General features: G+C 55.4%; 20 protein-coding genes and 1 tRNA gene. 9 read left to right on the forward strand and 12 right to left on the reverse strand.

What is annotated here, in order from left to right:
• Nucleotides 1-52 precede the first annotated feature (52 nt).
• Complete coding sequence (locus tag ACQ651_RS12785; protein ID WP_430449480.1) at nucleotides 53-991, forward strand: LysR family transcriptional regulator; 939 nt, start codon at nucleotides 53-55, stop codon at nucleotides 989-991.
• A gap of 107 nt (nucleotides 992-1098) precedes the next feature.
• Nucleotides 1099-2025: a DMT family transporter gene (locus ACQ651_RS12790; protein WP_430449481.1), complete on the forward strand. Its 927-nt coding sequence runs from the start codon at nucleotides 1099-1101 to the stop codon at nucleotides 2023-2025.
• Between the two features lie 411 nt (nucleotides 2026-2436).
• Here the strand turns inward: ACQ651_RS12790 and ACQ651_RS12795 are convergent, their stop codons facing one another.
• The 7 genes from ACQ651_RS12795 to ACQ651_RS12825 all read right to left on the reverse strand — a co-directional run bounded on the left by ACQ651_RS12795 (nucleotide 2437) and on the right by ACQ651_RS12825 (nucleotide 11767).
• Nucleotides 2437-4170, reverse strand: a complete 1734-nt coding sequence (locus ACQ651_RS12795; RefSeq protein ID WP_430449482.1) for a hypothetical protein — start codon at nucleotides 4168-4170, stop codon at nucleotides 2437-2439.
• On the reverse strand, nucleotides 4167-5888 hold the full coding sequence (locus ACQ651_RS12800) for a hypothetical protein (RefSeq protein ID WP_430449483.1): 1722 nt from the start codon (nucleotides 5886-5888) through the stop codon (nucleotides 4167-4169). Before ACQ651_RS12800 ends, ACQ651_RS12795 begins: the two co-directional genes overlap by 4 nt.
• 219 nt (nucleotides 5889-6107) lie before the next feature.
• Entirely contained in the window at nucleotides 6108-7493 is a 1386-nt protein-coding gene (locus ACQ651_RS12805; protein ID WP_430449484.1) for an IS1182 family transposase, read from the reverse strand.
• 83 nt (nucleotides 7494-7576) lie between these two features.
• Nucleotides 7577-8338 (reverse strand): replication-relaxation family protein, encoded by a 762-nt coding sequence (locus tag ACQ651_RS12810; RefSeq protein ID WP_430449485.1) that lies wholly within the window; start codon nucleotides 8336-8338, stop codon nucleotides 7577-7579.
• Nucleotides 8339-8447: 109 nt separating this feature from the next.
• Nucleotides 8448-10532, reverse strand: a complete 2085-nt coding sequence (locus tag ACQ651_RS12815; protein WP_430449486.1) for a type IV secretory system conjugative DNA transfer family protein — start codon at nucleotides 10530-10532, stop codon at nucleotides 8448-8450.
• Nucleotides 10532-10891, reverse strand: a complete 360-nt coding sequence (locus ACQ651_RS12820) for a hypothetical protein (protein ID WP_430449487.1) — start codon at nucleotides 10889-10891, stop codon at nucleotides 10532-10534. Before ACQ651_RS12820 ends, ACQ651_RS12815 begins: the two co-directional genes overlap by 1 nt.
• A 177-nt stretch (nucleotides 10892-11068) precedes the next feature.
• Complete coding sequence (locus ACQ651_RS12825) at nucleotides 11069-11767, reverse strand: hypothetical protein (protein WP_430449488.1); 699 nt, start codon at nucleotides 11765-11767, stop codon at nucleotides 11069-11071.
• 140 nt (nucleotides 11768-11907) lie between these two features.
• Between ACQ651_RS12825 and ACQ651_RS12830 the strand changes: the two genes are divergently transcribed.
• Entirely contained in the window at nucleotides 11908-12222 is a 315-nt protein-coding gene (locus tag ACQ651_RS12830; protein WP_227287898.1) for an H-NS family nucleoid-associated regulatory protein, read from the forward strand.
• Between the two features lie 87 nt (nucleotides 12223-12309).
• On the opposite strand, the gene ACQ651_RS12835 is transcribed toward ACQ651_RS12830, so the two are convergent.
• From ACQ651_RS12835 to ACQ651_RS12845, 3 genes are all read right to left on the reverse strand, one after another.
• Nucleotides 12310-12795: a hypothetical protein gene (locus ACQ651_RS12835; protein ID WP_430449489.1), complete on the reverse strand. Its 486-nt coding sequence runs from the start codon at nucleotides 12793-12795 to the stop codon at nucleotides 12310-12312.
• On the reverse strand, nucleotides 12782-13129 hold the full coding sequence (locus ACQ651_RS12840) for a helix-turn-helix transcriptional regulator (protein WP_430449490.1): 348 nt from the start codon (nucleotides 13127-13129) through the stop codon (nucleotides 12782-12784). The genes ACQ651_RS12835 and ACQ651_RS12840 overlap by 14 nt, the downstream gene beginning before the upstream one ends.
• 392 nt (nucleotides 13130-13521) lie before the next feature.
• On the reverse strand, nucleotides 13522-14052 hold the full coding sequence (locus ACQ651_RS12845; protein ID WP_430449491.1) for a DUF3768 domain-containing protein: 531 nt from the start codon (nucleotides 14050-14052) through the stop codon (nucleotides 13522-13524).
• 184 nt (nucleotides 14053-14236) lie between these two features.
• On the opposite strand from ACQ651_RS12845, the gene ACQ651_RS12850 reads away from it, so the two are divergent.
• From ACQ651_RS12850 to ACQ651_RS12875, 6 genes are all read left to right on the forward strand, one after another.
• Complete coding sequence (locus ACQ651_RS12850) at nucleotides 14237-15397, forward strand: type IV secretory system conjugative DNA transfer family protein (RefSeq protein WP_430449492.1); 1161 nt, start codon at nucleotides 14237-14239, stop codon at nucleotides 15395-15397.
• A gap of 187 nt (nucleotides 15398-15584) precedes the next feature.
• Entirely contained in the window at nucleotides 15585-17054 is a 1470-nt protein-coding gene (locus ACQ651_RS12855) for a recombinase family protein (RefSeq protein ID WP_430449493.1), read from the forward strand.
• A gap of 1030 nt (nucleotides 17055-18084) precedes the next feature.
• Nucleotides 18085-19056: an IS481 family transposase gene (locus ACQ651_RS12860; RefSeq protein WP_430449494.1), complete on the forward strand. Its 972-nt coding sequence runs from the start codon at nucleotides 18085-18087 to the stop codon at nucleotides 19054-19056.
• 31 nt (nucleotides 19057-19087) lie between these two features.
• Complete coding sequence (locus tag ACQ651_RS12865; RefSeq protein ID WP_430449495.1) at nucleotides 19088-19717, forward strand: hypothetical protein; 630 nt, start codon at nucleotides 19088-19090, stop codon at nucleotides 19715-19717.
• Nucleotides 19717-21114 carry a hypothetical protein gene (locus tag ACQ651_RS12870; RefSeq protein ID WP_430449496.1) on the forward strand — a complete coding sequence of 466 codons (1398 nt, stop codon included), beginning with the start codon at nucleotides 19717-19719 and terminating at the stop codon, nucleotides 21112-21114. The genes ACQ651_RS12865 and ACQ651_RS12870 overlap by 1 nt, the downstream gene beginning before the upstream one ends.
• Nucleotides 21115-21116: 2 nt before the next feature.
• Nucleotides 21117-21683 (forward strand): hypothetical protein, encoded by a 567-nt coding sequence (locus tag ACQ651_RS12875; RefSeq protein ID WP_430449497.1) that lies wholly within the window; start codon nucleotides 21117-21119, stop codon nucleotides 21681-21683.
• Between the two features lie 370 nt (nucleotides 21684-22053).
• Here the strand turns inward: ACQ651_RS12875 and ACQ651_RS12880 are convergent.
• A tRNA-Arg gene (locus ACQ651_RS12880) sits at nucleotides 22054-22130 on the reverse strand.
• 47 nt (nucleotides 22131-22177) lie between these two features.
• Nucleotides 22178-23512 (reverse strand): sensor histidine kinase, encoded by a 1335-nt coding sequence (locus ACQ651_RS12885; protein WP_227287634.1) that lies wholly within the window; start codon nucleotides 23510-23512, stop codon nucleotides 22178-22180.
• Between the last annotated feature and the right edge of the window lie 45 nt (nucleotides 23513-23557).

The following is a 23557-nucleotide window of genomic DNA, read 5'->3' on the forward strand; positions in this document are numbered from 1 at the left end:
TTGATGCATTAGAAGAAATCTATTCCATCAATCCGACACATGCATAATTTCAATGCCAGTAGCACCGATATCCCTCAATAAGCTGCTCATGTTGGATGAGATTCTTGCCTGCGGGAGCATTTCTGTAGCCGCCAGTCGGTTGAATCGGACGCAGCCCTCGGTCAGCAAGGCACTCGGCGACCTGCGCGCCTTCTACGGCGATCCACTCCTCGTCCGTGAGGGCGGCGGTCTGGTGCCCACACCCTTCGCCAAAGGCTTGATGGAGGCGCTTGCATCCTGGCGGCGGAAGGGTGACGGCCTGCTTTCGATGCGGAACGAGTTCGTGCCTGGCACATCCAGGCGACACTTCGTGATCCGGGCTTCGGACTATCATCTTTCCGCCTTTGGCCCAACGCTGCACGAAGCGGCCCTGTCCGCTGGTGCGTCCCTGAGTTTCGAGTTCATCAGCCCGATCGGTACGCTGCAGGAGGATTTCCGCCAAATGGGCTTTGACCTCGCATTCAAGGTCAATGCTGCCGACACCTCAGGGTTTGAAGTCCGCTCCATACTGTCAGAGTCTTACGTTATCCTGTTCGATCCGCAGCACCAGAGGCGGCCGGTCGATATTGAGACTTTTGCAATGGCAGACTTCGTTCTTGCTTCGCCCGCGGGCTCCGGTCCAAGCGCGATCGACCGATACCTGCGCCGCCTCGGTCGGCGCCGCAGGATTTGCTTTCGCGTTCCCAGGCTTTCTGATGTCGCCCAGTTCGTCTTGGGTTCCAGCTATTTGAGCGTCGTGCCGGAATCGACGGCCAAGTGTGCCGTGTCAACGCATGCATTGGAGATCGCGCCGCTGTTTTTCGACGTGCCCAAGGTCACGACCTCGTTGGCATGGCCAACCTCCCGGGCATCCGATCCCGCGGTTGAATGGCTTTCGGAAAGACTTGCATCTGCCGTGACCTCCAGGATGGACAGCGGGCAATCTCGTTCACAGCCGCCCGTTAGCACATAATGTGCGTTCAGTGCCTTCCCCGGAATATCGGCTCTAGCTCTTGAACTGATTGCACAATCTGGCGCGAGACTGCATCGTTCTGACAAGTGAGACAGGACATTACTGATATGCAGATCGACGGGACGCTAGCTGCCACGCACCAACGCAGGTTTGACCAGCTTGAAGCCTGGGTGCGTTCGAACTTTCCCGGTGGGCCAAAGACCAGGACATTTGCTCTTGTCGGAGGAGCCGTGGTGCTTTGGGCAAGCTGGCCTGCGCTTGCTGTAATCGCCTATCCAGCTCCGCCTTTGCTGGTTTTGGGGGCATCGGCACTGATTGGTTTCCTGTTTTCGTTTCTGCTGGCAGCCAGGCAAAAGACGCTCACGGCCTTTGCAGCTGTGCCGATCAAGACCCTCACTTTTGTGGCCATCGGCCTGATGGGCAACAATGCCTTCTATCTGGCCGCAATCGCCCGGATCGGTCCTGCCGAGGCCAATGTGGTGCACTATCTGTGGCCGGTCTTTCTTGTCGGGTTGGCGTCTGCTTTGCACCGGCGCGCACCCTCTCTGCTTCAGACCCTGGGTATCGCTTTCGGCTTTGCCGGTGTCGCTATCGCCCTGTCTCCACAGATGGGTCACGGCTTTGATCTGACCGGGGTTCTTCTTGGCGCATGTGGCGCCCTCACATTTGCGATCTATTCGGTCGGTCGGTCGCTTGCCAAAGTCGAGATGAACGTCGTTGGTCCCTCGTTGGGAGTGGCGGGCGTTGTCGCTTTGGCTGCACATTTCATTCTCGAACCGGCCTACTGGCCGACCACAGGTCAATGGCTTGCCATCGTTCTCATGGGTATTGGTCCCTTCACTGTCGCAAATATCTTCTGGGACAAGGCCACGAGAGAAGGTTCCGCTGCGACGATCTCCAGCCTGGCTTTTCTAACACCATTGGTTGCCATGATGTTGCTGGCCCTGTTCGGCCTTGGTGTTGTGAGCATCGTCACGATCATCGGAGCGCTTTTTGCGATAGCGGGAGCGGTGTTGAGCTCAGGTTCAAGATGACCGTTTGAGAAAAGCCCACGGAATCTCTGCCCATCATCGCCGCGATCCTGTGTGTGGATTTTCTGGCGCTGGTCAGTCCTTGCCCGAACTTCATTCTGACGACCTCTGCTGCCGTGTTCAGACTCAGTACATCTCGGTTTCGAAGTGCGTTGATCAGTTTTTCGGCAGCGTTCTCCTTTTCCTTTGCCTACGTTTGGCTTGGGATGGCCGATAGTGTGAGAAAGCGCGAAAACAGCTGTTCTTGCGTTTGGCAGCATCGGACGTATTGGGCTCGCTGCAGACATCGGCTGCACTTCAATGCTTCACCAGTAGGGCCATCGAGCCGTGTCGCAAACGGCCCACAGCGGACATTGGCGGACCCCGACGGTGCTGCGGCGCAGCTTGCGCCCAAGGACAAAGAAGCGGCTTGCTCTACTCTGAATGGGGCTCGACCTGAACCACATCTGAATCGCTTTGCGGCGGCATCCAAAGTGTCGGCGGGATAGGCAAGCGGTAGTGCCTACAGGCCGTCAAGAAAAGTGGAACCAGTCCTCGTTTCATCGCTGTCATTTCAAAAATTGCCCCGCACTCCTTGATTGCTAGGTTCAAGGTATCTGCTATCTCCGCATGTCCACGTGATGGCGACAGGTCAGTCACGCAAATCCCATTGTAGGTATCCCCACGCCAGACTTTCTGATCCGTTTCCTCATCGGGGAACCACGCCTGATGTGTGCAGTTCGGTATTTTTTCCGAAAGTCGTCTGGAAAATTCCTCAATGAAACTTTGTTCGGCCCCGTACTGAAGCCATACGAACAGGTAGGGATACAGGATACTGCCAACACATGCCTCGTCGCGGTATTCCTGTTCATTGCTAGCAGGATGCGCAAGCAGATCGTTGTAGTCGCGAAAGCACGTCGGGTAACTGGCATTGGTTAGTAGCGCGAACGATGTGTTCTCAGCCATAGCATGAAACCATGGCATAAATCGCCTGCCTGACGATGTTTGTTGTGCGAGATACATGACCAAGGCTGCCTCGATCATGTGATCGTCCTTGAACGGAGACCCCAAAGTCGGGTTGTTGTTGATCAGAGCTACCAACACGTCGAGCATTTTCGCTGTCTGCTCGCTCAGGCTGCGAGCAAATTCGGGGTTCGCTTCTGAAAGAGCCTTTCCAAACAAGTCCGTCCAGATTGCACGGGTGGCCGCACGCCCGAGCAGGTCGAACATCGCAAGATTGGCATCGACCGCCTCCCGTGACTTCACCGAAACCGTCAGCGCGTGAAGCGTCTCGGCATGAGGATACAGTACCTTTTCAAAATACAACTCGGACATCATCAGATAGAGCCGAACGTATTGATCCAAAATTTCTGTCAAAGCCGCTTGATGCTTAGTGGGCTTCGGCTTGATTGGTTGTTCTCGCATTGCATCCCAGCAGAACAGCAAGCCCAATTCAGATATCCGATAGACGACATCGAGGCTCCTAGCTTCAATGGCCCAGGCGCATATGACGTGGAGGCCAATATACGCTTGTCTTAGCCTCAATAGTCGCTCTTTGTCTTTCATCTCCTCTGGAGGGAGAACGATGGCGACAAAACTTCTGGTATACTCGTAGCAAGCCTCTGGTTCGTTCACCATTGCAAGGGCTTTTTGGAAATGCCTGCGCGCCGCTTCGTCCAATAACTCCCGCGCCAACAAAGACCTCTCCATAAATCCAGCTAGGCGGTCCCCGTTCCATAGCTCAAAGCACACTTCGCTAGTCGCGTTTTTCTGCGTGAAGCCAGCCCAGTTGCCCTCCACAGTTTCTTTTAACTCGCCCCCCATGCACAAACATATTTTGATCGGCAAATCATGATGCTCTTTTGCAATTTTCGAACCTATGTAGACATCCAGTATTTCCTGCAACTCTGGACGTACTGACTGTGGCCCTGCATCCCAATCGTTGCGCCCTACGTCTCCTGCCTTGACGCAGAGCAAGTAAAGGTACTTCCGATCATCGTCTGGCAGCTGACCTACGGCAGATATGTCAACTCCGTCTTGGCGAGTTCCGATCATCGGAGTTTTCAGCACCTGCAACCCCATCGCAGACAGCAGGTTGGGCAACAACGCTTTGTCAAGGTCGCCGCGTTCCTTGAGCGACGCGAGATATTCTTTGAGTATCAGTTTCATTTTGTTTTTCTCTGCTCGACCCTACAAACTGTGAGAAGCGCATTAAATCCAACCGGGTCAACCACAGACAAGCGTGGAAATTCAAAGCTATAGGAGTGTTCGCTCAGCGGGGTAATATTTGGAAACTTCTTGCCATCAGCACCCGTGATCATACTGAAGCTCTTTTTACCGTAGAGCATCGTAGCAGTATGAAACATATCGCCAAAGATTGACATCTTGCGCGCCTGCTTTTGAATATCTGTGTTCCTCTGGTGATCTTTGATGGCAGCGGCTCGTCTCGCTTCATTTGAGGGCTCAAGTTCGCTAAGGTCATGCGCCTTTTCCAGCCCCTCAATGTATGCTGCGTGCTTCGCTATCAGCTCTTGAGCCGCCTTGGCCCCAGTCGGGGATGCACTCGATGCCTGTTGTTCAAGATACGGCCTAAGCTCACTGGAGTAGCTAAGCAGAAGTGGCTCCCAAAGAAGTGCTTCGATTTCAGGGACGGCATCTGGATGTCCATTTTCCACAAGACTGAGCAGAATTGACGCCGCTTTGATCTCATGGAGCCAAAGGAACCCGATACATTTTCGGGCTATAAAGGCTTGATCGACCGCTCTGGGGGGTAGGTCGTTTGGCAGCAGAGGTAGCGCGGCTCCCTTATCTCCGCCGCTGACCATCTCGGCCAAGAAGCTGCACAAGGAAAAGTCGCCAGAATTAAGCCATCGGGCGAATAGATAAGAGGCGTTTGCAGGTTCAACAAAAACCCATTCGATGAAGCTATGGAACTGCTTGCTTTTTGCGGGCTGCTCAAAGCGCGGAACCATGACTTCCATGAATGCAACTACCTGCTTGAACGACCAGCGGTCATCTTTCCAAGTTAGGGCGCTTTCTATCCAGTGACTTGCTGCCTCGTATCTTGAGGATATTCCTTGCAACTTCCTCAATATCGCACTGATGGTTTTCTCTGTGGATGCATTCTTGTGATAAAAAAGCATCGCGCTTAGACGCACCAAGTCTTCATCGGTCGGTTTGTCGAGTAGTGACTTCATCACTTCGTCTTGCCGATATTTTTCCTCGGTCGCGTCATTATCCCAAACGCGAAAGGCAGCTTCAATTGCGGCATTTCTCGCATCATCCGAAGACGGTTTCTGAATTTCCGACAGACAAGCATCTATGCCGGTTTGGTCATTCTGTGTTGTCATATTTTTGAGCCTTCCCAAGGCGCGAAAACCAATGGAACGGATTTCTGCTCTGTCGTCCCGTACAAAGTCTACCAAGCACCCAAAGTCATTGAGACCTTGCAAAGCAAACACACAGGAGCGTAGGCAATCTGCTTGGCCGTCTTTTGCGCCTAGTATGATTTCTCTGGCCTTTGAGGGATGTTTTTCGCACCAGCGAACGAATGACAAAAATGGTGTGTTTGAAGCCCCATCATTGCCTGCTTTTTCAACCATACATTCAGCAAAACGCTGAACAGGGGGATAGTCATCTGTCACATGCTCAATTGCGTCAGACAACGCGCCGAACACCATCCAAAAGTCGTTGTGCTCAAGCCGTCGTATAGCCTCAAGGTTGGCGTCCGAGAGCAGAGCGATATCACCCGAGTTGTGCAATTCAGCCAAGAAACCGCCTAGTTCGCGTTTTCTGTCTTTGTATTCAAATTCAAGAATGATTGGGATAAGGCGTCCGGCGGCGTCGCCATCGATAATCAACTGAGCTAATTTACCTTCTTTCGTCACTCTGCCGACCTCGTTCTCCAGTGCATTCTTTGTGCAGCCATACCGTGCGGACGGATCGTTGGAAACTACCGCCTCTCAAGAAGGTGTAGGTAATTTTCACACAGACCGTCTCGACTTTGCACCTGCAGCGAACGGCAGCTATCCGCCGAATCTGTTGAAAAACAACGTGTTGCGAGCGCAGAAAGTGACGCGCTGAACCGAGCGCGAGTGCCTTTCTGATCAGGCTTTGCGCGTTTGCTGCGGTGCAGGAAAGATCTTTGCGAGTTTGCGGAGGTTCTGGGCTGTGGCGGCGAGGAGGAATTCGTCGTTTGCGCCGCATGGCCCACGTAATCGGAGCCGTCCCAGGCCAAGGATGCGCTTGAGGTGGGCGAAGAGCATTTCGACCTTCTTGCGCAACTTCATCGAGATGTCGTACTGACGGGTCTTGGCGATGTCGCGGGCAACCTGGCGGGCGTCTTCGTGTTCTTCGCGGGTGATCTTGCGTGCATCGGCGTTCGGGCAGCACTTGGCTTTGGACGGGCAGACCTGGCAGACGTCTTTCAGGGTGCGATATCGAGCCGTGCCTTTGCCGGTCGGTCCTCTGTTTGGGTCGGAATAATTGCGACGGAACTGCTTGAGTTCCTGCCCCTCGGGGCAAATGTATTGATCGTTCTCGGCATCCCATTCAAAGTCTGCCCGGGTCCACGTCCCATCATTGCGTCCGGACTTGTCGAAGACCGGAATGTGCGGCGCGATCTTGCGGTCGACCAGCCAGCCCAGCATTGGCCCCGTGCCGTAGGCCGTGTCCGCGATCAGGCGTTCGGGATGCAGATCAAACTTATCCTTCACACGCTTCAGCATCGTTTTTGTTGATCCGACCTCGGCCTGCCGGATTGAGCGGGTTGCTTCGACATCAACAATGACGCCGTGATCCGTGTCGATCAGGTAATTGTCGGAATAGCTAAAGAAAGCAGGGCCTTTGCGTGCCGCCGTCCATTGGCTGGCCGGATCAGAATGGGAGGTGAACTTCGGCTGCACCTCGCTCGCCGCACCAAACGCTGCTTCATCCAGCGTTTCGAGATACTCGCGAACCGCGCGGGGTGCATCTTTTGGATCAATGCGGGCCGTGTCCCACTCTTCCTTCGGCGTCGAGTTCTGCTTGTTCGCGTCCGCCTCGATCAGGCTGGCATCAATGGCCATGCGCTGGCCGCTGACGAGGCCTTCCGCGATGCACCGCGCCACCGTCGTCTCGAACAGATGGCGGAGCACTTCGCTGTCGCGGAAACGCCCATGCCGGTTCTTCGAGAATGTGGAATGATCCGGCACGCGGTCGTTCAGATCGAGACGACAAAACCAGCGGTAGGCCAGATTCAGATGCACCTCTTCACAGAGCCGCCGTTCTGAGCGGATGCCGAAGCAGTACCCAACCAGCAGCATCCGGATCAGCAGTTCAGGATCGACGGATGGCCGACCGGTATGGCTGTAGAACTCCGACAGATGTCCCCGGATGCTGCCCAGATCAACGAACCGATCAATAGAGCGCAGCAGGTGATCTTGGGGAACATGATCCTCCAGCGAGAACTCGTAAAACAACGCCGCCTGCGCTTCCTGCTTAGGTCCCATCATGACTGATCCTCCCGCTCCTAGAGAGAAGTGAATCAGCGACCGACAACTCGATCAAGCTTGAGTTTTTCAACGAAATACGCCGTTCACGTGGGGTCCCACAGATCAAATGGGGTGCTGTGAGCTCCAACGAAACGCGGCTCGCCTTCCGCTGGCGCGCAGGCAAGATGCCGATTGGCAAGCCTGCGGTGTGATTTTCCAAGCAAGCGCTGGAATGCGCTCTGCCGCGCGTCTGTACGATGCACCCAGAGCACCGCGATCGGCGCGTTCAGACCGTAGTGTTTGTTGGCCAGTCCTCCCGAGAACACTGCATCATACTGCGCCAATGACGACCGCCAGCTCTTTCGGGCGGCGGTGGAAGCAATCGGTTCGGTCCCACGGTCTACCTCCACCATGAACGCTCGGAACAACCCGCCATAGTCGATGGCGAAGAGCTGATCCGGGATCAGCTTGCGCGGCCCTAGAGGGACAGCAAGCGAGGCTCCTGCGCGACCGAGGATCTCATGGGCTGGAATGTAGCGAAATCCGCGACGGCGCGCCTCCAGATCGAGATTGGCGGTGAAGGCTGCCGTTTCGGCGATATGCCACCAATGGCCGGTTGGCCGGACTGTGTTTTCCGCCAGGCCTGCATCTTTTAGGAAAAGGTGCCCCTTTGGGGCCAAGTCATAAACATAGGGCTTGAACTCCGCCCGCTCGCACGCCCGCTGCTGCTTGGGCAGATAGAGAAAATCCGCTGCCCGCAACGCCTGCAAGCGCCGGAGCGCGGTGTCTTTGCAGCGATGCGTGTCACGGGTGACCTCGAATAAATGTACCGAAGACAGCGGCCCGTGCCGCTCGATATGCTTCATCCATCGGATGTCCCGCTCATTCGGCGCAATGTCTGCACGCGGAGCGATGGCATGGAAGGTGGCGCGGCCAAGGGTATCTGTCTCAAGCATGCGCCGAAGATAGGATCAATCAAAGTTCAGAAGAAGGTCTTAGTGGATCATCGTCAGGATTTTCTTCACCATTATCAGTGTTTTGAGGTTCTCTAGATTGCTTATGGCCACCCATATCCTGCCATGGGGCCGCATAGGCCTTTCGGCTGAACTCCCGGATATCTGCCAAGGTTTTGGTGCTGGCGGGCGGTCGTTTCTCCAAAACGAAGAAGGGAAAGGACAGGGGCACGGCGCGATTCGTGGTTCCGCGTATGTAGGTGGCGAAGGTGCCTTTAGGCTGCGAGGTGATCATATCTGGGTCACAGCTCATCATGCCCGCCATCGCCCGTGCGTCCCGCGCAGAAACACCGCCCGCCAGTTTGATCGAGGTATTGGCCTCAAAGGCTTCCTGGAGGCCGTGGTTGAGCTGGCCAAGGTATTGATGGGCCATAGTCATGCCGACGCGGTATTTGCGTGCCTGGCTCAGGATCACGCCAAGCGTTTGATCGAAATAGTCCTGAGCTTCATCGATATAGATATGGGCAGGCAGCCGAGCCCGGTCGGCGATCGTGGCCCGCTCCTGCGCCGCCTGGGCAATCAGCGCAATGAAGAACCGTCCGAAGATCTGGGTGCCTTGCTCCTTCAGAAGGGATTTGGTCGTGTTGATCAGAATGAGCTTGCCCGCATTCATCTCGGCAAACATGTCGAACTTTGTATCCGAGTTTGAAAACATCCGCTCGAAGGTCTGGTTTTCCAGCACGCCATAGAGCCGGCGCAGCACCTGAGATTTTGTTGCGGCGAACTCTTTACCGTCGAACTCGGTCTCGAAGAAGCGTTTGGTGGACCCGCCCAGTTGCCCGATCTCGTCCTGGAACTGCGCGGTGCCATTGGGCTCCAGCAAATCGCGAAGGGTGTGGATGGTCGCGCCGTCGATATGGAACATCAGGCGTGTCACATAGCGGAACACCACCGATTGCTTGGCGGTCATCCCGGCACCAAGCAGCGACCCCAGAACAAAGTCATAGAGCTCGATGATGGAGTTGGAGAGGCGTTCGCGTTCCAGGGCGTCGTATCCGGCCAAGCGCTCTTGTCCGACCGAAAACAGGTTCAAGCTGACCGGCCATTCAATATCCTCCGGATCGATCAGCACGATCCGCTCGGGTGGCAGACCGGCATGTTTGAGGATGGTGTTGATCAAATCGCCCTGGCTGTCGATGATCACAACCGACCGATCTCCAGCCTCGATATGCGCCAGGTCCTGCGCGATCAGATATTGCAGGGTCTGGGTTTTTCCGTGACCGCTGCCCGCCACCATATGCAGATGTTCAAAGCGGCGTTCGTCGGGAATGGAAAACGGTGTTCGCAGCTTGAAAAGATCAAGGAGCTGCGTGCCTTTGAGGTAGGTGAAGATCAGGTCTGCGCCTTTGTAGTCGCGGGGGAAGATCGGCGTGCCGCTGCGGCTGGTGCTATGCAGATTGGCGTCGAGCTGATCTCGGATGGATCGGAAGAGTTGATACGGACTTTCGTCGAAGAAAGGGGCAACCACCGCCTCAACCGCAGATCCCAGAGGCTCAAGGAACTGGGTCACTTCCACCAGAACCTCCCCGCGCAATGGCGGCGCGGCGGCAGCGATTGGCTTCAGGCTGCGAGAGAGGATCCCGAGCGCGGCCAGCGCCATTCCTCGATCATGGCGGACCTGGCCCAGTCGCGCCAACTGATCACGATATCGGCCACCTTCCAACGTGTTGCACAGCGCCGGAGGAGGCGGCACCTCCGGCGTCAGGCCCTCCTGCGCGTAGAGGGTCCGACCGATCCCCAGCAATTGGATTTTGAGCGCCTCAGGGGTATCTGCGGGCCAATGTTGGGTCAGCGCCTGATTAATCTCAGCCTGAGTGATCTCTACCCGACCATTCAACGCATGAGTGTATAGGGCCTCGGTCTCCCGCCTGGCGATGGCCTCGGCCCGACCCGGGCTATCGCGCCATAGCCGGTAGCCAATGTATGAGGGAATGCCGACCAACGCGACGGGGGTCAGGACAATGGCCACGACAACAAAGCCGCCGATCACCAGAGCTGTGAACAGGATAGCGCCTTCAAGGCTGTCCGCAAACGGGCGTCCCGCCATCAGAACTCAACCACGGTACGGTCGCCAAGCTCGGCGTTGTCAGACAGCCAGAGTTTCACCTGCCGCATCGCCATCAGCAACTCGTCTTCATAGATTTTCGCTGCTGATGGTGTGGGACACAGAAACCGATCCGGCGTGGCCTGCATCAGATGTTCCAAGCGCAGCTCAAAGAGCTCATCACGATCATCGACGCGTGCGTCAGCCGGACGGCGATCCATGAGCTTGGTTTTGGCCAGATTGCGTTGGCGAATGATCTGTATCTCTTCATGGCTGAAGACCACATCCAGATGTACCTCATAGTAGGTTGTCTTGAAGAGAAACCCCTTTCGTTCGGTGTGGTGAGAGATGGAGACCCGCATTGGATCAGGTCCAATAGGGTGATTGGGGCGTGAGCTCTGGCGAGCGCCACAATTCTCTCCTGTAAAGGAGAGATGTCACGGATAACCTGGGCCCGTTCTGGTGTCGGTATGTGCAGCTATGAAACCTGCGCCACCCCCACAGGCAACCCCCATAGAGGTTGGGGGTGTGTATGGGGGTCATGAAGTGCCCTTGGTTGAGCTGGTGGTAGTTGCTCGAGCCGCGTCTTGATCCACATGGCTTTTGGCCTGATCAAGCGTGGCGAAGGTATGGCCTTCGACCAGAAACCCGAGATCATTTTTGTGAATGCGCATTCCCCGATAGTCCCAATCCCGCCGACCCGTGACTGGACCGCGACTTGCGCCCGGCAGTGCTTTGGTCGGCGGCGCAGGTGTCTCCGCAGACTGTCGAGAGTCCGGCGCGCGCGAACTGGTCGAATTCGGATTTGCAGACGGCTGATCCGCAAAAGAGGTCGGACGGCTGGCATGTGCCAAGGCTTGTTTAGACACGTCCAACTGTTGGCGCGCGACGCCAAGCATCTGAAAGCTATAGTCCGCCGTGTCCACGGCGGCCTTGCCCATCTGTACCAGCACCACACCGACGAAACAAAAAATTGCCATCGAGATGCCGGGCACCGCTGCTAGCAGCCCGGATGACCCAAACCCGCGGGAGGCTGCACCACCGGCGACAATCGCGATAATGACACCCAGGCCAATTCCGCACCAGAGCGCAAGTTCCGCAAAACCCAATACACCTCGGGCTGCTCCATAACTCGATGTCTTCACAACCATGATTGCCCCCAATCCAGAAATACAGAAAACAGGCTGCAATTTGCTATTGCAGCCTGTCAAATGATTTAAGCGATGCATGTCTTTCATCGGGTATGAAAGACGAGACGCCCGGCCCCTCGTTTACACGTTCCTGGCGAGACTGGCCCCCATGCCGGAATGTGCGAATGGGATTGCGACGGCTTTAGCGGAGCGATAGACCAAGTCATCAAGAAACAGGACGTGCAAAAATGTCGAAGCTAAATCTGGAAAAACTCACTGTCAAAGAGTTGCGACAACTGCAACGGGACGCCGCGAAGGCGATCGCAGGCTATGAGGATCGCAAGCGGGCGGAAGCCATTGCAGAGCTGGAAGCCGTGGCCCAGAAGCACGGCTACAAACTCTCTGATCTTGTGAGCGGCAAGAAGGCTACCAAAACGGCCTCGCCTGCAAAATATCGCCACCCTGAGAACCCGGCGATGACGTGGACCGGACGCGGTCGGCAACCCAATTGGATCAAAGAAGGCCTGGCGGCCGGCAAGTCTTTGGGCGACTTCGCGATTTAAGGGAGCCGCTTATAGCATTCAAAAATGCCACCGCTTTCCGCAAGCGGTGGCGTTTTCATTTTCTGAGTCTTGTTGACTGCGGAGGACCTACCCGAGAGCAGCAGCCAGGTTCTCTGGTGGGCCCTTAATGACCGCTTCAGCCATCGCAATCGCCTCGAAGATCACCATCCCGCGCGGCTCAAAATCAAACAGTCGCCGTTTGCGTTTTGGAAGGTAGCCCGCCAACTCGGGATGTTTGCCGGCCAAGTAATGAGCCTCTTCATACTTTGAGGGGAATGTCCGGGGGCGCTCCACCGATACGTCCAAGACCGTGTTGTGGCTGGCGAGCACCGCGATGGAGTGGATGAGTTCCTTGGTGCGTTTGCCCTTCCGGCACCCGGCGTCCAACTTCTCGGTCACGACCACATCCGGCTTCAGCTCATTGATGAGCTCCTGCACAAAGCCGACCAGATCAGATCCCGTTTTCACCGCCTTCACCGCAATGCCCCAGTCCAGCAGCTGCGCGCCTTGCAGGTAGACATACCCTGCGCGCCCAGACGCCACCGCGATCGAGAGCACCCTAAGCGCCGCCATTCTTCGATGGTTTGGCCAGCCGTCGCTTCAGGCGCTCCAGCGAGGCAGGACGGTTAAAGGTATGGGCGGTCTGTTTGCCGAGGTCCGGCAGGCAGGACAACCGCTTCTTCAACTGCTTCCGGCGTTCCGCCATCAGCTCGCCAAACAGGCTCTCAAACGAGCGCCCATAGATGAGGGATAATTCGATGATCTGTTCAAGCGATGGCCGGATCTTGCCAAGCTCCAGATCAGACACCGCAGATTGATGGCTCGCCAATAGATGCGCCACATCGCCTTGGGTGTAGCCCGCCTTGCGCCGTGCCAGGCGCAGGTCGAGGGCAAATTCTGTCGTCATAGGTTTGTGTATGATTAAACTGATAGAGGGTCAGTCTATGGCGCAATCGCGGCGAGACATAGCAGGCACGACATAGTGCTCTACGATGCCGTGACTGCATCGCGTGCCTACGATGAACAGCACTCGAGCAGCGGGTGCGCGTGGACCGGACCCATTAAGGGTCCGGCATCAAACGAACACTGGCGGCACAGGTGTTCGTCTCTGCAATGCGGACGCGAGTCGAGTGGCCCAGATCATCAAACGATCCAAACCGCCCTTGGAGTGTCGGGAATGGCTACCGAAGCCTTGATGGCTATGACGTTTTTCGGGGCCGATTTCTTTCAGCAATTCGCACCTGGGTACAAAAAACGCCGCCTGACTAGCAGGCAGCGTATAGGTGAGGGCGATATTGCTCAGTATTCGGAGGCAAGCATGATGGTCAGGACTCGGTGAGTCACGGCTTCATTGGCGGGGTTTTCGCTCCCGGCGGTGAGGTCTGGGTTGTAGTAATCGATCTTCCAAAAGACCTTCTGGCCTCGGACCTCCACTGCGCCAAAATCATGCTCGCCCCACGGATCGTTGTCTTCGCCAAAGGCATCGAAGCCCTGAACCGCGGCGACTGCAGCCTCCAGGAACTCTTGGCCTTCGCCCTGAATACCAACGGTCAGCATAACCGAGCCACGCCCCTGCCCGTCGCGCCGGAACGCGTCGTTCAACTCGCGGATACGACCGTTCTGGGGAACCTCTGGCTGAGACCAAACCAGCCTGGTCTCCGCCTCACACTGATGGCAATACGCGCAATCAAACACTGCCTCCAACTCCCAAAGACCATAGTCCCGGTTCCAGCAGGCCCAGGCGTCTTTCACGACCCGTTCCGAACCGCAGCTCTGGCAGCGAGGCACAGAGCCGATATCGCCTTCGATATCTTCACTAAGAACATTCATGGTACATCTCCTTCCGGACAAGAGCGCAAGGAAGTCTCGCGCTCTTGGCGGCAGGCGATGTGGGTATGAACGGCTCTGGCTTCATTGTCCCAAGACACCGCCAAGCAGAAAAGCAGGCACGATATCGACAGGCGCTATGCTCCGTCTGCTAGGCGGATTGCGGGCGAGGCACGAAAATGGCGTCATGCCTCCTTCCATTCTTGGCCTCGCATACAAGCGCTACACTGAGCCGGTTCCGTTCGGGATCCTGCAACCTGATCGCCTGCTGCATCTGTACGTCATCGGGCAAACCGGTACTGGCAAGTCTACCTTGCTCTACAACCTGGCCTCTCAGGACGCGCAGTGCCGTCGTGGCTTTTGTCTCATCGATCCCCATGGCGATCTGGCCGAGGCACTGCATCGCAATCTGGGCCAGCCGCATCTCTATTGGGATGTGGCCGATGCGACCTGTCCCTACGGATACAACCCGCTGAAACGCGTGGCAGAAACGTACCGACCGCTGGTGGCCTCCGGCCTCATCGAGACGCTCAAGAAGCAATGGCCGGACGCCTGGGGGGCGCGCATGGAGCATCTCCTGCGTCACGCCATCCTGGCCCTCCTGGAGCAACCACAGGCCGATCTGCGGGACATCATGAAGCTCTTCGTCTTCAAGGGGTTCCGAAGGCAGGTTACCGAGACCCTCACCGACGCGCAGGTGCGGTCCTTTTGGAAGTACGAGTTCCCAGCCCTTAATTACCAATCCAGCGCCGATGGCGTCTCACCGATCGCCAACAAACTCGGCGCCTTCCTCGCGCATCCAACGGTTCGACGAGCGCTTTGTGAGCCGCAGGAACCCCTGAGGTTCCGATCGATGATGGATACCGGCGAAATCCTCATCGTGAACCTGGCCAAAGGGCGGTTGGGGGCGGATGTCTCCAACGTCCTGGGTGGTCTGATCACCACAACCGTGATGCACGCGGCTTTCACCCGCCACGGCTTGCCTGAGCCAGCCCGAAGGCCGTTTTTTCTCTACGTCGATGAGTTCCACAACTTCACGACCAAGTCTTTTGCCGGGCTGCTTTCTGAGGCTCGAAAATACGGGTTGGGGCTCACGCTGGCCCATCAACACCTGTCCCAGACCGACCCCGAGGTGCGGGATGCGACCTTGGGCAATGTGGGGAGCATGGTGGTGTTTCGTGTTGGCGCGAATGACGCGCCGTTTTTTGAGCGCTTGCTGCCACCATTCTCCGCCCATGATCTGCAAAACCAGCCCAACCATCGATCAGTTGTCCAGCTCCTGCATCAAGGCCAGCGCGTGAAGCCCTTTACGGCGTCCATGTATCCACCTCATCGGTGGGTGGCATAGCGTGCCCGCTAGGCACCATGTGCCCCTTCAAATAGGATAAGGTCATGGCAAAACCTGACCCGCTCGATCAATACTTGGACATATGCTTGGAGGTGCATCGCACCCTGGTTCGCGAGGGGAAATGGCCGTGGCCGGATTCGCAAAATTCTGAGGATTTGGTAGAGTCCGAAGGTAACCCAAACCAACCATGACCCAATGCTTCGGCTATGTGCGGGTCTCGACCTTGAAACAGGGAGACGGCGCGTCTCTTGAGGCCCAGAAAGATGCAATCACGGGTTTTGCGAGTCATCAGGGATTGGTGATCAGGGATTGGTTTGAAGAGCTTGAGACGGCATCCAAAAGAGGGCGACCGATCTTCGACGACATGATGTCCCAGCTGAAGGCTGGCAAGGCACAGGGCATCATCGTCCACCGTTGGGACAGAATAGCACGTAACTTTATGGACTGGGCCAGCATCAGCGAAATGGCTGATCAGGGCATCAAGATCCTATGTGCCGGAGATAATATCGACTTCGACAGCCGTAGTGGCCGCCTCATGGCAGACATCCAGATGGTTATTGCTGCGGACCACAGCCGCAATCTGAGCATCGAGGTACAAAAAGGACAAAATCAACGGCTCAAACAAGGCTATTGGCCCTGGCGCGCGCCGCTTGGGTACATCGATATGGGGGAAGGTCAGCTCAAGACGCTCTGCCCTAAGAAAGCGCCCCTCGTGAAAGAAGTCTTCGACCGCTATCTAACCGGAGACTATTCCATAACCTCACTCACCGAAGTGATGCGCGACCGTGGGCTGACCGGATACTACGGCCAACCGCTCGTCCGGCGAAACGTCGAGCAAATTCTGCGCAACCCTTACTATTGCGGCCAGCTGAAGTGTAGCCGTGGCGTATTTCAGGGCGTGCACAAGCCGCTTATCACAGTCGCCACCTTTCAGGCGGTCCAGAAGATCAAAGCCGGTCGGCACGTGAAAAAGCAGACCAAGCACCGCTACCTGTTTCGCAATCTCATCAGTTGCGGCCTGTGCGGGCGCACTCTTACCGGCGAACGACAAAAGGCCCACATATATTACCGTTGCCATGGCCGGGATTGCCCAGAACGGAGCTATCGCGAAGACATTCTGGAAACGGCGATACGCGCTGCCATCGCTCGCATCCGTTGGACGGATGACCAGATTGCATCCTTCCGCCGCAAGCTTGCCTCGCGCGACCTCTTTGCGGACCAAGACGCCCTGGGGGCATCGCTCAATCTTAGAGCCGCAGACATCCAGACCCGCCAGTCCAGGCTAACGGATCTCTTCGTTGATGGCAGTATCAGCGATGCTGAATACCAAATGCGGAAAGGACAGTTGAAGCTCGATCTGGCGCGGATTGATGAAGAGCGCGTGGAACTGGGGGAGTTGAAGAAGCGTCAGGGATCACTCGATGATCTGATCGTGTTCGTGAGCTCGCTACCTGATCTCTACGCAGCTTCCATGCCAAGCCAGAAGCGACGATTGCTCAAGCATGTGTTTGATACCAGGCGAACACTTGCAGGCAATTGCATTCTTACCCCGGCAGATTGGTTCAACGATCCAGTGGGAACGCCCCCGACACCTGTGAGTCTTCCAGCCGCCCAGGACGCGCAATCGGCTCCTGCCACCATAGCGACCAAAAAGTGAGCGGCGGGTTGGCAAGGACATGCATTCACACGCGTAGCCCTAGCGTGTTTTTTCCTCCGAGAATCGACAATAATGTTGCTGCCCGCCTGCAAGAGTTCGAACCTTAGAATGTGGCTTACCTAAGCCATGAGATGACCAACCTGGGAGGTTCAGGCACAAATCCCCAAAAAGGGAAGTTCGAACCGCAGAATAAGGCTCTGTTGAGCCGTAGAATCGCTAAATCTGGGGGGTGCATCCCACTTTGCGGGCATGTCCGAGTCACTCTTCGAACTTTTATCGCCATAAAATATGTGGCGACTTCTAGACTCGTCACAACATCTGTGGTGCGGGCATCTCTGAGTCACTTCTCGAACAAACATCGACTCTGGAGATCCAGCGACTTCTAAACTCGCGGCATGATCTATGGTGCGCGCATAATAAATGACCTCTTCGAACATCTTTCATCTCCGAGCATGTAGTCATGAAGTGACGTCTAAGCCCGTTCAATGCATTGTTAAGTAGGCGTGTCAGAACCGCTCTCCAAGAGGACAAAACCGTAGTGACGCGCCACAACGGTTCTGCCACACATTCCCGCAGATGTGGCTGAGCCGAAGGCGACAAGATAGACAGCATAGCCACGAAGAGTGCTGCGTCAGCCAACTCTAAATGGATCGTTGCCGCACAAAAAAGTTCACTAGACCCGCCGCCAGCGTGAAGAACAAGCTGCATAAGCAAAAGCTGTAGAAGCATCAATTAAGGTCCCGGTCTGTACTCTACTGGCAACCAGAACGGACACCTCACCGACATAATGTGACTGTTTATCTGGACTTCCAGAACCTTCCCCCGCGCCCCAAGCCTGCGCTGAAGCACTTGTCCTGACCTAATCTTCCACTTAGCGTGGTCCCGACGAATAAGTCCAACAAGGCTGAAATGACGGCATGCGACACGTTCACAGTAGATGTTCCATCCCGGATGATCACATAGATCCTCGGCGATCTGCGTTTTTCATGGCAAGATCGGTTCTGAGTGACGTTCGGGACGGAGTGCAACCATGCTGATCCATCTTCACAAGCAGGCGACGACGACGCCCAAGATAAGGGCTGCAATCCAGGCGAGCGATGAGCCTGCATCGGCCCTGGCGTCACGCTTCGGCACGACTGAACAGACGGTGTATAAATGGAAACACCGCGACAGCGTTCACGACCGCAGCCATACGCCGCACCGCCTGCAAACGACGCTGACCCCGGCCCAGGAGGCCGTCGCCGTGGCGCTGCGCACGACGCTGCTGGTGTCGCTGGACGACCTGCTGGCGGTGGTGCGCGAGTTTCTCAATCCGAATGCCTCGCGCTCTGGGCTGGACCGCTGCCTGCGTCGGCATGGCGTTGGAAACCTGCGCGATCTCAAGGCGAAGGGACAGAAGCCGAAGCACAGCGCCTTCAAAGCCTATGAGCCCGGCTACATCCACGTAGACGTGAAATACCTGCCTCAGATGGCTGACGAAACTTCACGCCGCTATCTTTTCGTGGCAATCGACCGAGCGACGCGTTGGGTCTTCATCCGCGTATTCAGGGCCAAGACTGCGGCCAACGCCCGGCGCTTCCTGCGTGACCTGGAGCGCGCTTGTCCGCTGCGCATCCGCACGGTCTTGACCGATAATGGCAAGGAGTTCACCGATCGCCTCTTCGGCTTGCGCAGGCGCGTCGCGACCGGCGCTCACGAGTTCGACACGCTGTGCGCCGCCCTCGACATCGAACATCGCCTTACTCCGCCGAGGTCGCCTCAGACAAACGGCATGGTCGAGCGCTTCAATGGCCGCATCGAAGACGTGCTTCAAAGCCACCATTTCAAATCAGGTGAAGAACTGGAGACGACGCTGCACCGCTACGTCTGGCTCTACAACCAGCAACTGCCGCAGTCAGCCTTGGGCAGCAAGACGCCCTTACAGGCGATGAAGGACTGGCACAAACTCAAGCCGGAACTGTTCAAGAAACAACCATATTACCTGCCGGGATGTGACAAGTAGACTCGCGCGGCATCGTATCGCAGCCAGGCAGGTGGCCTACGTTGACCTGAGTCTGATTTTTACCTCTATTCCGTTTGCCGTTATTTTATTTGACGAAAATTGTATAAGCTTGCCCAACGAAATGGGCTCCATAATCTGCAGGCCCGCAATACAAGACCCGTCACTTTTGGCTGGAATCGTATTTCTCTTAGTTTCCTTTGTTATCTCAAAAACACTATTCTTCTTCAAGAACTTTCATTTATTTGAAGCGTCCACAACCGAACACCCACTGATCGCTAACCTTTTTAAAACGTTTTCAATCGTTGCTGTGGCTTGGTGCGCCGTCAATGAAGTGCAAGTTGGATTTTTCTTTATGATCCTCGCGATTTGGTTTTTTGAATTTTGGAGCCTTTTGACTGGTGGACCAAACCTTCAGACGGTTCAAAGAATGAACAAACAATCCTGGGTATTTGGAATAATGATAAACTTCTTCCTGTTTTGGGCCCTTATTTTGGTTTTGGCGACTTCTGGGATCGCTGGCGGCTTCGCAAGCGATGGGCGGCTGGTTCCAGATAGTGTTATAATTTTCTTATTAGGGGGATATCTACTTGCAAGATCGATGCTAATAAACGGCCTTTGCAAAGAGGTGTATTTCCCCCAAGACGGTAAGGCTCAATTATGATGACAGATATTTACGCGATTGTACCAATTTTTCTAATTATAGCCTCGGCTGTGTGGGCAATCTTGGCATATCGAAGAGACACTGGCAGCGCGAAGCCCCCCAAAACCCAAGATGAAATTTCACTAGTAAGAAACGCCTCCCAAGCGACAGTGACTTGGACACATGTCGCTACTAGCTTGGGTGGTGCAGTAACCATCTCATTTATCGGACTTATATACCGCGATGGCACCTTCATGCTTGCAATCGGGATTTCATTCATCCTCGGACTTCTAATTTATCGAGCAATCCTGCCGGTTGTGTATGAACGGTTCCATAGTAACCCGAACGTTTCATCATTTGAAGAATATTTGTCCTGCGAAAGCTCAGTTTTATTGTTTTTTGTATCGTGCGTAAACTTCTTCATTTTCTTTTTGCTCACCACGGCTCAGTTTACTGCAGCATACTTATTGTTCGACTGGCTTGGGATTGATTACCGCATCCCGCTACTAATTATTCTGATGGCAATTGCTGGCAGCTACGTTGCCTATGGCCTTCGAGGTGTGTTCTTAACAGAAAAAATTCAAGTCGTTGCAGTTTGTGCATGGCTGCTTGTTCTAATTGCTTACTGCCTCCGGTTTTCAAGCGTTGAATCAATAGCACAACTCGATATCATGTATCTCTCAGGCCTTGCTAATGGCCCCGTAGTTCTAATGCTAGCATTAATATTGTTTCCGCTTACAGCCATTGCGAGGTCTGATCTCTGGCAAAGAAGCTTCTCGTGTTCCTCTCACGAGCAAGCTCAAGGAGCAATTTCACGCCTCATGATTGTTATGGCGTTTATTTATGCGCTTATGGGTGTAGTTGGAATTACTATTTTCTCACTTAACCCTGACCTCTCCAATTATAACAACGCTGCATATACCGTTCTAGATAGCTCTAACCCCATTGTATCGTTGCTTGCCGTAACTGGTATCCTAGCAGCTCTAGTTTCGACAGCCGATAGTAGTTTGAATCTCACCGCTGTTGCTGCACTAAACATTCGAAAAGCCATTATGGGCAATCGAGCGCCACAGAAAGCCTATATCTTCTACATAGTTTCCTTGGCGCTCATCCTTATTTGTATATTTTTCTTGATCTTGAACGACGTTGACTTGGGCTCCGTTGTGTTATTGGCGTCCACCGCCGGAGCGTTGCTTTTGCCAACGCTCGGTGCCTTGGTCCTAATAAAAGAGCCTTTGATATACTCGAAAGTCATCTCAATCATCTTTGGAGCGATGGCAGCCATAGCGACACTCGCCATTACGGGTGATGCAACAATTGCGTTCATTCCCGGGTTTTTTGTATCTCTGATTGTAGTTGGATTAGGGTGGCGCGTAGAGCCATCATTTGGCATAGCCAAGATAGGCTCTGGAGAGTAGAAATGCGTCAAGCTCAGAAAAAGAAGTTTAGGGCAACTCGATTCTTTAAGCGTCTCTCTACATCCGAAGCTAGGGAAGAATTTGCCTCTTTTCCTGACCATCTCCGCAATGAGGACGGAGTGCCCACAAAACTTCTTGACGAAATTCTGTCGAGGATCAAGCTCTCCTCCGAAGAAGACATGGAGCGCTTGGAGTGTCATGTCCTTAGAGACGCTGCGGATGTTGCGTTTGCATGGTGTATCTTTGAAAGACACGTCGCTTTCCAAAGACTACACATCCTTCTTTTTGCGTTGGACACGAAGAGAGCGCCCTTTTTGAATATTACTGCGATAAAGGCACTTGAAGAAATCATTCATCAGCATGCGCTCGATAACGAGGACTATTCATTCACAGCATTCATGACCGAAAGCATGTTTGATATCTATAGGCACATTAGAAAAAAGTTTTTTGATACGATTAGCCATCTCCCAGATTTTTATCCCGTAGGAGATGATCGGCAATCTGGTTACTTCGGGTACAGACCGCCTCAGAACGGCATCGTAAGCGACGTAGAAATATCCTCAGGTTAACGGCAGCATGTGCGACCGGCCGGAAACTAAAACTGCTTATTCTTTTGATTAGTTGAGATCGCAGTAGGACGACTCACTGCAGTTGGCAGTGAGCTAGCTATTTTCGAGCCTATAGCGAGCCTAAGAAAACATCTCTTCAGCTAAGTCATTGATTTAATGGTGCCCGGGGGCGGAATCGAACCACCGACACGAGGATTTTCAATCCTCACTCCCTTGCTCCTAACCCACGCCACTTGGAGCATCAGCGCCTCGGCTCAATCCAGAGCCGTTTGCGCTGTGCGTCGACCTGCTCGAACGAGATTCATGTGACTAAAGAGAGACTACACTGAATGGCAGTGTCAGTGACCGAAGCGTAAGCTTTTGATTTTATTGGCGCGCTGGGGAGGATTCGAACCCCCGACCCCTTGATTCGTAGTCAAGTACTCTATCCAACTGAGCTACCAGCGCGTGAGGCCGGGGTTTATCGCCCCGCCCCGATCAGTGCAAGGGGCAATTCAGGCCGCGATGCTGGCCGGAAGGTGAATGCAGAAGGTGGTCCCGTCAGGTCCGGTTTCCTGCAACTCCAGCTTGCCGCCATGGCCACGGATCAGTTCGGACGCGATGGCCAGACCCAGACCGGTGCCCCCGGCGCGCGCACCCCCGTGAAACGGCTGAAACAGGTGATCCTGCGCCTTTTTCGGCAGCCCCGGCCCGCTGTCCTGCACCTTTATCCACCAGCCTTCGGCGGTCTCGCCCGCGCTGACGCAGACCTTGCCCGGCTGCCCCGTTGCAAGGATGGCCTGGCGCGCGTTGCGGACCAGATTGCCCAGCACGCGGTAAAGCTGCTCGGGGTCCGCGCGAGCCATGATGCCGGCGGGAATATCGGCGATCAGCTCAACCTCCTCGTCGGTGAGGGTCAGCTGTTCGTTTTCCATCAGATCGGAAATCAGATGGTTCAGATCGACCCGGTCGAGGGCGGGCGGCGGCTCTTCGGCGCGGCCGAAGGCGAGCGTGCCCTCGCAGAGGTTCACCGCACGCCCGAGCGATGCCACGAGCTTCGGCGTGGTGCGTTTCACCGCCGGGTCGTCAATGGTTTCCAGCCGGTCCGCCATAAGCGTCGCCACTGTCAGGATGTTGCGCAGATCATGGCTGATCTTGGCCACCGCCTCGCCCAACTGGGCAAGGCGTTCGCGTTGTCGCAGCGCGCCGGTCAGCTGGGTCTGGAGCGATTGCAGCGCGATTTCGGCATCCCGAAGTTCGGTGACGCCGGCGGTCGGCTCGATGATCCGGCGGGTATCCTCGGGGGCCTCGGCATAGGACATCATGTGCGACACGACGCGCTTGATCGGGGTCACCAGAAAGCGCCGCACCGCCAGAAACAGCAACGTCGCCGTCACCACCGAGATCACCGCCGAAAGCCAGAGAATGCGGATCCCGTAATCGATCAGCGCCGCCCGCAGCGGCTCGGTATACATCGTGACCTCGATCAGCAGGCCCGCCTCGCGCACCGGCTCTCCGATCACGCGGATGGTCTGGTTTTCCGGTGTGGCGATCCGCACCATTGCGTCGCGGATCAACTGCCAGGCCGGGGCGTCGCGCAGATCGAAGCTGTAGGAGACCGGCGGAATGTTATCCGTCGACAGGATCAGCTGGCGCACCTGATCGCGCCGCAACACCACGTTCAGAACCTCCGCGTTTTCCAGCAGCTCGTATTCCAGATCGTCATCGATCATTCCGTCGCTGGCCAACAGGGCGAGCGACGCGATCTGCGCGCGCTCCAGCCGGTTGAGCAGATAATCCTCGCGAAAGCGCGCAACCGAGGGCACGAAGATCAGGACTTCCGCGATCATCACGAAAATCACGGTCAGGATCAAGAATCTGCCTGAGAGAGAATT

The sequence above is a fragment of the Rhodophyticola sp. genome, assembly GCF_965284195.1.
Taxonomy (GTDB): Bacteria; Pseudomonadota; Alphaproteobacteria; order Rhodobacterales; family Rhodobacteraceae; genus Rhodophyticola.

What these genes read in the sequence shown, in the direction of transcription:
- ACQ651_RS12785 (WP_430449480.1), top strand. Translation starts at nt 53, where the DNA reads ATGCCAGTAGCACCGATATCCCTCAATAAGCTGCTCATGTTGGATGAG.
- ACQ651_RS12790 (WP_430449481.1), top strand. Translation starts at nt 1,099, where the DNA reads ATGCAGATCGACGGGACGCTAGCTGCCACGCACCAACGCAGGTTTGAC.
- ACQ651_RS12795 (WP_430449482.1), bottom strand. Translation starts at nt 4,170, where the DNA reads ATGAAACTGATACTCAAAGAATATCTCGCGTCGCTCAAGGAACGCGGC.
- ACQ651_RS12805 (WP_430449484.1), bottom strand. Translation starts at nt 7,493, where the DNA reads ATGATGGGACCTAAGCAGGAAGCGCAGGCGGCGTTGTTTTACGAGTTC.
- ACQ651_RS12810 (WP_430449485.1), bottom strand. Translation starts at nt 8,338, where the DNA reads ATGAAGCATATCGAGCGGCACGGGCCGCTGTCTTCGGTACATTTATTC.
- ACQ651_RS12815 (WP_430449486.1), bottom strand. Translation starts at nt 10,532, where the DNA reads ATGGCGGGACGCCCGTTTGCGGACAGCCTTGAAGGCGCTATCCTGTTC.
- ACQ651_RS12820 (WP_430449487.1), bottom strand. Translation starts at nt 10,891, where the DNA reads ATGCGGGTCTCCATCTCTCACCACACCGAACGAAAGGGGTTTCTCTTC.
- ACQ651_RS12825 (WP_430449488.1), bottom strand. Translation starts at nt 11,767, where the DNA reads ATGAAAGACATGCATCGCTTAAATCATTTGACAGGCTGCAATAGCAAA.
- ACQ651_RS12830 (WP_227287898.1), top strand. Translation starts at nt 11,908, where the DNA reads ATGTCGAAGCTAAATCTGGAAAAACTCACTGTCAAAGAGTTGCGACAA.
- ACQ651_RS12835 (WP_430449489.1), bottom strand. Translation starts at nt 12,795, where the DNA reads ATGGCGGCGCTTAGGGTGCTCTCGATCGCGGTGGCGTCTGGGCGCGCA.
- ACQ651_RS12840 (WP_430449490.1), bottom strand. Translation starts at nt 13,129, where the DNA reads ATGACGACAGAATTTGCCCTCGACCTGCGCCTGGCACGGCGCAAGGCG.
- ACQ651_RS12845 (WP_430449491.1), bottom strand. Translation starts at nt 14,052, where the DNA reads ATGAATGTTCTTAGTGAAGATATCGAAGGCGATATCGGCTCTGTGCCT.
- ACQ651_RS12850 (WP_430449492.1), top strand. Translation starts at nt 14,237, where the DNA reads ATGCCTCCTTCCATTCTTGGCCTCGCATACAAGCGCTACACTGAGCCG.
- ACQ651_RS12855 (WP_430449493.1), top strand. Translation starts at nt 15,585, where the DNA reads ATGACCCAATGCTTCGGCTATGTGCGGGTCTCGACCTTGAAACAGGGA.
- ACQ651_RS12860 (WP_430449494.1), top strand. Translation starts at nt 18,085, where the DNA reads ATGCTGATCCATCTTCACAAGCAGGCGACGACGACGCCCAAGATAAGG.
- ACQ651_RS12870 (WP_430449496.1), top strand. Translation starts at nt 19,717, where the DNA reads ATGACAGATATTTACGCGATTGTACCAATTTTTCTAATTATAGCCTCG.
- ACQ651_RS12875 (WP_430449497.1), top strand. Translation starts at nt 21,117, where the DNA reads ATGCGTCAAGCTCAGAAAAAGAAGTTTAGGGCAACTCGATTCTTTAAG.
- ACQ651_RS12885 (WP_227287634.1), bottom strand. Translation starts at nt 23,512, where the DNA reads ATGATCGCGGAAGTCCTGATCTTCGTGCCCTCGGTTGCGCGCTTTCGC.